General features: G+C 66.9%; 8 protein-coding genes. 1 reads left to right on the top strand and 7 read right to left on the bottom strand.

Annotated elements, in window-relative coordinates; all coding sequences use genetic code 11:
• Positions 1 to 551: 551 nt before the first annotated feature.
• The gene (gene murA, locus BR31_RS0122970; protein WP_027503034.1) at positions 552 to 1,823 is read right to left on the bottom strand and encodes a UDP-N-acetylglucosamine 1-carboxyvinyltransferase; all 1,272 of its coding nucleotides are present in this window, start codon (positions 1,821 to 1,823) and stop codon (positions 552 to 554) included.
• Between the two features lie 82 nt (positions 1,824 to 1,905).
• On the opposite strand from murA, the gene BR31_RS0122965 reads away from it, so the two are divergent.
• A complete protein-coding gene (locus BR31_RS0122965; RefSeq protein WP_027503033.1) occupies positions 1,906 to 2,499 on the top strand; it encodes a cob(I)yrinic acid a,c-diamide adenosyltransferase in 594 nt (197 codons plus the stop codon).
• 48 nt (positions 2,500 to 2,547) lie between these two features.
• Here the strand turns inward: BR31_RS0122965 and BR31_RS0122960 are convergent, their stop codons facing one another.
• The 6 genes from BR31_RS0122960 to BR31_RS0122935 form a co-directional block, all read right to left on the bottom strand.
• The gene (locus BR31_RS0122960; protein ID WP_231496677.1) at positions 2,548 to 2,970 is read right to left on the bottom strand and encodes a DUF2550 domain-containing protein; all 423 of its coding nucleotides are present in this window, start codon (positions 2,968 to 2,970) and stop codon (positions 2,548 to 2,550) included.
• A 54-nt stretch (positions 2,971 to 3,024) separates the two neighbouring features.
• Positions 3,025 to 3,393: a F0F1 ATP synthase subunit epsilon gene (locus BR31_RS0122955; protein ID WP_027503031.1), complete on the bottom strand. Its 369-nt coding sequence runs from the start codon at positions 3,391 to 3,393 to the stop codon at positions 3,025 to 3,027.
• A 6-nt stretch (positions 3,394 to 3,399) separates the two neighbouring features.
• A complete protein-coding gene (gene atpD, locus BR31_RS0122950; RefSeq protein WP_027503030.1) occupies positions 3,400 to 4,848 on the bottom strand; it encodes a F0F1 ATP synthase subunit beta in 1,449 nt (482 codons plus the stop codon).
• 4 nt (positions 4,849 to 4,852) lie between these two features.
• On the bottom strand, positions 4,853 to 5,824 hold the full coding sequence (locus BR31_RS0122945; RefSeq protein ID WP_027503029.1) for a F0F1 ATP synthase subunit gamma: 972 nt from the start codon (positions 5,822 to 5,824) through the stop codon (positions 4,853 to 4,855).
• Between the two features lie 49 nt (positions 5,825 to 5,873).
• Positions 5,874 to 7,517: a F0F1 ATP synthase subunit alpha gene (atpA, locus tag BR31_RS0122940; protein ID WP_027503028.1), complete on the bottom strand. Its 1,644-nt coding sequence runs from the start codon at positions 7,515 to 7,517 to the stop codon at positions 5,874 to 5,876.
• Positions 7,518 to 7,584: 67 nt separating this feature from the next.
• Positions 7,585 to 8,409 (bottom strand): F0F1 ATP synthase subunit delta, encoded by an 825-nt coding sequence (locus BR31_RS0122935; RefSeq protein WP_037177931.1) that lies wholly within the window; start codon positions 8,407 to 8,409, stop codon positions 7,585 to 7,587.
• Positions 8,410 to 8,412: the final 3 nt, after the last annotated feature.

Raw genomic sequence — 8,412 nt, 5'->3', positions numbered from 1 at the left:
GCGAACCTGCTAATCAGTCATAGACATCGAGTCAAATCACTAGCATTCAAAAACTCAAACTAGCTTCAAACACTGACCCCTCTCCGACGGAAGAAGGAAAAGAGCCAGCAAATACCCACACCAAATGGTGTGGAGTACCAAAATTTGGCACTGACATTCATCGGCACACTGTTGAGTTCTCAAAGAACACGCACACACCATCACCACCGAGAAACACGTTCTCGGCCGCTCCGGGGCAACTGTTCCAGCCTAGCTCATCGAAGCCTCCCGGTCAAAACCGGGCTGATTGATCAAGCAAGCTTTGGGATTGTCTGGCGCCTTCGTCCAACCTCGTGTCCCGCGCCTCTCGGCCGGGTCGGTGTCCGTGTCGCTCTGACTCGACAAAAGTTACGCGGCGGCGAACGCTGTGGCAAATCGCCATGTCGCGACCCGTTCGCCTCAGAAATTGCCAGGTCAGGGCGCTCAAGTCGGCGGACCAACCGGCACTTTCGGGGGAAATCGATCATTGTGACGCCGAACACTCTCGGCGCTCCCCCGGTGCGACGGCTCGCTCAGCCGGCCACCGCAGGGGCTGGCACCCGCTCGATCATGCCGCCGAGACCCGTCAGGTTCTCGACGAATCTCGGGTACCCACGGTCGATGTGGAAGACGTCGTGGACCTCGGTGACGCCGTCCGCCACCAGGCCGGCCAGCACCAGGCCGGCCCCGGCCCGGATGTCCGAGGACCACACCGGCGCGCTCGAGAGCCGCGGGATCCCCCTGACCACCGCGTGGTGTCCGTCTGTGCGGGCATCGGCACCGAGCCGGATCATCTCCTCGACGAACCGGAACCGCGCCTCGAAGACGTTCTCGGTGATCATCGACGTGCCGTCCGCGACAGCGGCCAGCCCGATCGCCATCGGCTGCAGGTCGGTGGGGAATCCCGGGTACGGCAGGGTCGCGTAGTTCACCGCGGTGGGGCGGCCCTCCTGCACGATCCGGAATCCGTCCGGCTCCATCGTCACCTGCGAGCCCGCGGACCGGAGCTTGTCGAGCACGAGCGAGAGGTGCTTCGGGTTGACCCCGCGCACCCGCACATCGCCCCGGGTCATGGCCGCCGCGATCCCCCACGTCGCCGCCACGATCCGATCACCGATCACCCGATGGGTGGTCGGCTGCATGGTCTTGACCCCCCGAATGGTCAGGGTCGTCGAACCCGCACCCTCGATCTGGGCACCCATCCGCCTGAGCATGTTGCACAGGTCGACGATCTCGGGTTCGCGAGCGGCGTTGTCGATGACGGTCTCGCCCTTGGCCAGCACCGCGGCCATCAGGATGTTCTCGGTGGCACCGACCGAAGGGAACGCCAGGCGGATGGTGGCGCCGTGCAGGTCGTCCGCCTCCGCCACCACGCACCCGTGCTGGATCTCGCTGCGCGCGCCGAGCAACTCCAGTCCGGACTGGTGCATGTCCAGTGGGCGCGACCCGATCGCGTCGCCCCCTGGGAGCGCGACGACGGCGCGCCTGCATCGCGCGACCAGGGGTCCGAGGACACACACCGATGCGCGGAACTGGGTCACGGCGGGGAAATCGGCGTGGTACTTCGGCTCGGCCGGTGTCGTGATGCGTGCCTCGTCCCCCTCGAGCACCACCTCGCAACCGAGTCCGCGCAGTACCTCCGCCATCAGCGGCACGTCGAGGATGTCCGGGCAGTTGGTGATGGTGGTCGTGCCCTCCGCCAGGAGGGCAGCCGCCATCAACTTCAGGACGCTGTTCTTCGCGCCGCCCACCGAGACCTCACCCGTCAGCCTGTTGCCGCCGGTGACAAGAAAGCGTTCACTCACAGTGCGACAGCCTAGTCAGCCGCGACCGGCTCCCGACCGCTAGCGGTCCCGATTCGATCAGCGCGAGCGGTACCGTGACGTCATGTCCGTACACCTGACCCGCATCTACACCCGTACCGGCGACGACGGGACCACCGGTCTCAGCGACTTCTCACGGGTGTCGAAGAACGATCCGCGGCTGATCGCGTACGCGGACTGCGACGAGGCCAACGCCAGCCTCGGCGTGGCCCTCGCGCTGGGCCGGCCGGGACCCGAATTCGTCGCGGTGCTGCGTCAGATCCAGAACGATCTCTTCGACGCGGGCGCGGACCTGTCCACCCCGGTCGTGGCGGATCCCAAGTACCCGCCGCTGCGGGTCACGGCCGGCTACATCGAGCGACTCGAGGGCTGGTGCGACGAGTACAACGAGCCGCTGACGCCGCTGAACTCCTTCATCCTCCCCGGTGGCACGGCCCTGGCGGCGCTTCTGCACGTGGCGCGGACCGTGGTGCGACGGGCCGAACGCTCCGCGTGGGCGGCGGTGGACGCCTCCCCCGAGGACACCAGCGTGCTGCCGGCCAAGTACCTGAACCGGCTCTCCGACCTGCTGTTCATCCTGAGCCGCGCGGCGAACCCCGAGGGCGACGTGCTGTGGAAGCCAGGGGCGGGCGGCACCGAATCCGCGGGCGGGCACTGAACGAAAAAGACCCCGGCGATGAGCCGGGGTCTTCGATATGGGTGCGTGTCAGGCCGGACGGCCCCGCATGGAACGTCCCGACGGCCGCGATTCCACCCAGGACAGGAACGCGGTGAGGGCGCCGGAATCGAGCGCCACCTCGTAGCCGTGATCGCCGTCCTGCACCGACAGGATCACGATCTCGTCGGTCATGATGTCGAACTCGGTGTCGCGTGGCCCGCGCCGATCCCCCACCTCGATGCCCTGCCTGCTGATCCGCGAGTCGGGTCCCGGCCGGAGGCTGGAGAGCTTGTAGAAGACGAGGTCCTCCTCGCCGTACCGGATGACACCGTGCCGCCAGCCCTGGCCCGCGGCAGCGGGGGTGGCCCGGACGATCGCCGCCGTGCCTCCGCGGCGCAGCACCCCCAACCGATACACGAAAGCCGCGACGAGCGCCGCGAGCAGGACAACCAGAACGAATAGAACTGTCACTCCGGTTGTCACTGCTCGTCGGCCTTGCTCGTCGCGGCTATCGGTTGGTACCGGTCAGGCGCGCTCTACGGCGCGGAGCTGACCCTTGGCGATCGCGATCGCCTCGAGATCCTCGGTCGTCTCGGCCAGGACCGCCTTGGCGGCCTCGACGTCGACGTCGCCCGCGAAGTCCGCGGACTCCGCCAGGATCGTGACGGTGGTGCCCGTCACCGAGAGGAAGCCACCGTGCACCGCGGCGACGACGCGCTCGCCGTCGGCGGTGGTGATGGCCACCACGCCTGCCTCGATCAGCTGTCCGAGGACCGGCTCATGTCCGTACATGATGCCGATCTCGCCCTCGGTGGTCTGAGCGCTGACGAGCGTCGCCGAACCCGACCACAGCCGCTGCTCGACGGCAACAAGCTCAACAGTCATCTCAGCCATTGTCGACTACTTCCCGGCGATCTTCTTGGCAGCGGCCTCGACGTCGTCGAGTCCACCGCAGCTGTTGAACGCCTGCTCGGGCAGGTGATCGAACTCGCCCTTGCAGACGCGGTCGAACGCCTCGATGGTGTCGCGCAGCGGCACAACCGAACCGGCCTCACCCGTGAACTTCTCGGCCACGATGAAGTTCTGGCCGAGGAACTTCTGGATACGGCGCGCGCGGCCGACGAGGATCTTGTCCTCTTCCTGCAGCTCGTCCATACCGAGGATGGCGATGATGTCCTGCAGTTCCTTGTACTTCTGCAGGATCCGCTTGACCTCGTTCGCGACGCGGAAGTGCTCCGCACCGACGATGCCGGGCTCGAGGATGCGCGAGGTCGACGTCAGCGGGTCCACAGCGGGGTAGATACCCATCTGCGAAATCGGACGCGAGAGCTCGGTCGTCGCATCGAGGTGCGCGAAGGTGGTCGCGGGCGCCGGGTCGGTGTAGTCGTCGGCGGGGACGTAGATCGCCTGCAGCGAGGTGATCGAACGGCCACGGGTCGAGGTGATGCGCTCCTGGAGCTCACCCATCTCGTCCGCCAGCGTCGGCTGGTAACCAACGGCGGAAGGCATACGACCCAGCAGGGTCGAGACCTCGGAGCCGGCCTGCGTGAAACGGAAGATGTTGTCGATGAAGAGCAACACGTCCTGGTTCTGCACATCGCGGAAGTACTCCGCCATGGTCAGCGCCGACAGGGCGACGCGCATACGCGTTCCCGGCGGCTCGTCCATCTGACCGAACACGAGCGCGGTGTCCTGGAGAACGCCCATCTCGGCCATCTCGAGGTGGAGGTCCGTGCCCTCACGGGTGCGCTCACCGACGCCTGCGAACACCGAGGTGCCGGAGAACTCGCGGGCGATACGGGTGATCATCTCCTGGATCAGAACGGTCTTGCCGACGCCGGCACCACCGAACAGACCGATCTTGCCGCCCTTGACGTACGGGGTCAGCAGGTCGATGACCTTGATGCCGGTCTCGAGGATCTCGGTCTTGCCCTCGAGCTGATCGAAGGCGGGGGGCTTGCGGTGGATGCCCCACTGCTCGCCGTCGCGACCGAGGCCCGGGGTGTCGAGGCAGTCACCGAGGGCGTTGAACACGTGGCCCTTGACGACGTCACCGACGGGAACCGAGATCGGCTTGCCGGAGTCGACGACCGCCGCGCCGCGGACCAGGCCGTCGGTCGGCTGCATCGAAATGGTGCGCACCAGGTTGTCGCCCAGGTGCTGCGCCACCTCGAGGGTCAGGGTCTTCGCGACCGTCGGCAGAGTGACCTCCGCGTTCAGCGCGTTGAACAGGGAGGGAACGGCGCCACGCGGGAACTCAACGTCCACAACGGGACCGATGACCCGCACGACCCGGCCGGACGTGGTGCCCGAGCCGTTCGCGTTGGTTTGGGTTACTGCTGCGGTCATGTGTCTAGTCACTTCCTGCGCTCGAGGCGAGCGCATTCGCGCCACCGACGATCTCGCTGATTTCCTGGGTGATCTGGGCCTGGCGAACCTGGTTGGCCTGGCGGCTCAGGGTGTTCACCAGCTCGTTTGCGTTGTCCGTCGCCGCCTTCATGGCGGTACGGCGTGAAGCCGACTCCGAGGCCGCCGCATCGAGCAGCGAGGAGTAGATACGGGTGCTGATGTACTTCGGCAGCAGCGCCGAGAGCAGCGTCGCGGCCTCCGGCTCGAAGTCGTACTGCGCCGTCGGCTGAGCACCGTTCGAATCGGAGAGCATGTCCTCCCCGAGTTCGAAGTTCTCGTCCTTGTACTCGACCTCGAGCGGAGCCATCCGCCGGACCTCGGGCGTCTGGGTCAGCATCGACACGAAGCGGGTGTAGACGATGTGCAGTTCGTCCACGCCCTCGACGGTGCCTTCACCGTTGTACGCCGCGACCTCGGAACCCGACCCGGCCATGAAGAGCTCGACCAGGTGCCGGCTCGCCCTGGCGGCGTCCGCGTAACCGGGCTGCTGAGAGAAGCCGGTCCAGGCACCCTTCAGATCGCGATCACGGAAGGTGTAGTACGTCAGGCCCTTCGCGCCCATCGCGTACAGCACCGGCTCCTTGCCCTCGGAGCGCAGCAGCTGCATCAGCTCCTCCGCCTCCTTGAGGACGTTGGAGTTGTAGCCGCCGCACATGCCGCGGTCGCTGGTGACGACCAGCACGGCAGCCCGCTTGGGCTCCGGCCGCTCGTTCAGCAGCGGGTGGTCGAGCGACCCGGAGGCGCTCGCCAGCGCGGAGAGCACCTTGGTGATCTCCTCGGCGTAGGGCTTCGACGCCGCAACCCTGGCCTGAGCCTTGGTGATGCGGGAGGTCGCGATCAGCTCCTGCGCCTTGGTGATCTTCTTGGTCGAGTTGACTGACTTGATACGTGAGCGCAGTTCGCGCAGGCTTGCCATCTACTCAGTCACACTCCCTTCCCACGAGATTCCGACACGGCCGTCACGCTCACTTGCTGACGTGCTTGCGAGTGACGGAAACCTGCTCCTGGCTGACCTCGTCCGCGCCGAGGGTCGTCGCCTCGGCCTCGTTGACAACGCGGCTGCCGTCGGAGGCGATGAAGCCTTCCTTGAACTTGTCGGTCGCAGCCTTGAGAGCGTCGATCGAGGTGTCGTCGAGGGCCTTGCCGCCCTTGATGGACTCGTAGACCGAGGTCGCGTTGCGGTGCAGGTCCTCGAGCAGCTCGGCCTCGAAGCGACGGACGTCGCCGACCGGCACCGAGTCGAACACGCCTTCGCCCGCGAGGTAGATCGAGACGATCTGGTCCTCGACGGCGATCGGGGAGTACTGGTCCTGCTTTAGCAGCTCGACGAGACGCTGTCCACGCTCGAGCTGAGCCTTGGAGGCGTCGTCCAGGTCGGAGGCGAAGGCCGAGAAGGCCTCCAGCTCACGGAACTGGGCCAGCTCGAGACGGAGCGAACCGGAGACCTTCTTCATGCCCTTGGTCTGCGCGGCGCCACCGACTCGGGAAACCGAGATGCCGACGTTGATCGCGGGGCGGATGCCCTTGTTGAACAGGTCGGACTCGAGGAAGACCTGACCGTCGGTGATGGAGATGACGTTGGTCGGGATGTACGCCGAGACGTCGTTGGCCTTGGTCTCGATGATCGGCAGGGCCGTCAGCGAACCGCCGCCGAGCTCGTCGGACAGCTTGGCCGAACGCTCCAGCAGGCGGGAGTGCAGGTAGAACACGTCACCGGGGTACGCCTCGCGGCCCGGCGGACGACGCAGCAGCAGCGAGATGGCGCGGTACGCCTCGGCCTGCTTGGTCAGGTCGTCGAACACGATGAGGACGTGCTTGCCCTGGTACATCCAGTGCTGGCCGATGGCCGAACCGGTGTACGGGGCGAGCCACTTGAAGCCGGCCGAATCGGAGGCCGGGGCAGCGACGATGGTGGTGTACTCCATCGCGCCCTGCTCCTCGAGGGCCTGCTTGACGCCCGCGATGGTGGAGCCCTTCTGGCCGATCGCGACGTAGATGCAGCGAACCTGCTGCTTCGGGTCGCCGGTCGCCCAGTTGGCCTTCTGGTTCAGGATGGCGTCGACGCAGACCGCGGTCTTGCCGGTCTTGCGGTCGCCGATCACCAGCTGGCGCTGTCCGCGGCCGATCGGGGTCATCGCGTCGATGGCCTTGATGCCGGTCTGCAGCGGCTCCTCGACGGGCTGACGCTCCAGCACGGTCGCGGCCTGCAGCTCGAGGGCACGGTTCTCGGTGCTCTCGATCTCGCCGAGGCCGTCGATGGGCTGGCCGAGCGGGTTCACGACGCGGCCCAGGAAGGCGTCGCCGACCGGCACGGACAGCACGTCGCCGGTCCGCTTGACCGGCTGGCCCTCTTCGATGTCAGCGTAGTCACCCAGGATGACGGCACCGATCTCGGTGGCCTCCAGGTTCAGCGCCACGCCCAGCACGCCGCCGGGGAACTCCAGCAGCTCGTTGGCCATCGCCGAAGGCAGGCCGGTGACGTGCGCAATGCCGTCACTGGTGTCGGACACCGCTCCGACCTCCTCGCGGGAGGCCTCCGGGGAGTAGCTCGCGGTGTAGTTCTCAATCGCGCTACGGATCTCGTCGGAGGAGATCGTCAGCTCCGCCATGTTTTTCCTGCTCTCGGTATCTGGTCTTCGAATATCTGGAGTTTGAGGTCGGGCGCGAACGCCGGGACTACTTGAGGGTCTTGCGCAGTGACGCGAGACGTCCCGCCGCACTGCCGTCGATGACCTCGTCGCCCACGCGAACGACAAGGCCGCTCAGGAGCTCGGGGTCGACCTCCACGTGCACGGTGACCGGCTTGCCGTAGGTGCGGGTCAGGATCGCGGCGAGCCGCTCCTCCTGATCAGCGGACAGCGCCGAGGCGCTGCGCACATGTGCGACCGCCTTGTCGCGTCGCGCCGCCGCCAGTTCCGACAGCTCGTTGAAGGCATCCGCCGGTGCGGTCCGCAACCGGCCTGCGGCCTGGTTGGCCAGGGCCTCGGTGATCGCGGTGACCTTGCCGTAGAGCAGCTTGGACAGCAGCTCACGCTTGGCCGCAGTGGGCGTCGCGCGATCTGACAGCGCCTGCTCGAGGCTCGAGTCGCCCGCCACGATGCGGCCGAGGCGGAAGAGCTCGTCCTCGACGGTGTCGAGCTGACCCTGATCGTCGGCCGCCTTGAGCAGCGACTCCCGACCGAGCAGCACCAGCGAGTTCCGCAGGTCGGCCGAGCTCGACCAGTCCTGGGAGACGGCCGCCTTGAGCGTCGCGAGCGCCTCGGCCGAAACCTTGGCCGAGAACACCTGCTCGGCCAAGGCCTGCCGAACCGCCGCGGGGGCCGAGGGGTCGGACAGCGACGCGCGAAGCGTGCGCTGGCCGTCGAGAACCTCGACCACCGTGAACAGCTCGGCACCGGTCTGTGCCGCAGCTGCAGTCGCCGCGCCGGCCGAAACTCCGGCCAACGCTGATTCCAGGGCGCTCCTCGTATGAGTCAGCGCCTCACGGCTTGCTGCGTACATGGT

The sequence above is a fragment of the Rhodococcus sp. UNC363MFTsu5.1 genome (assembly GCF_000686785.1).
In the GTDB taxonomy this organism is placed as follows: Bacteria; Actinomycetota; Actinomycetes; order Mycobacteriales; family Mycobacteriaceae; genus Rhodococcus_G; species Rhodococcus_G maanshanensis.
Note: the sequence above shows the minus strand (reverse complement) of the source record. Positions and strands in the feature narration are given on the sequence as shown.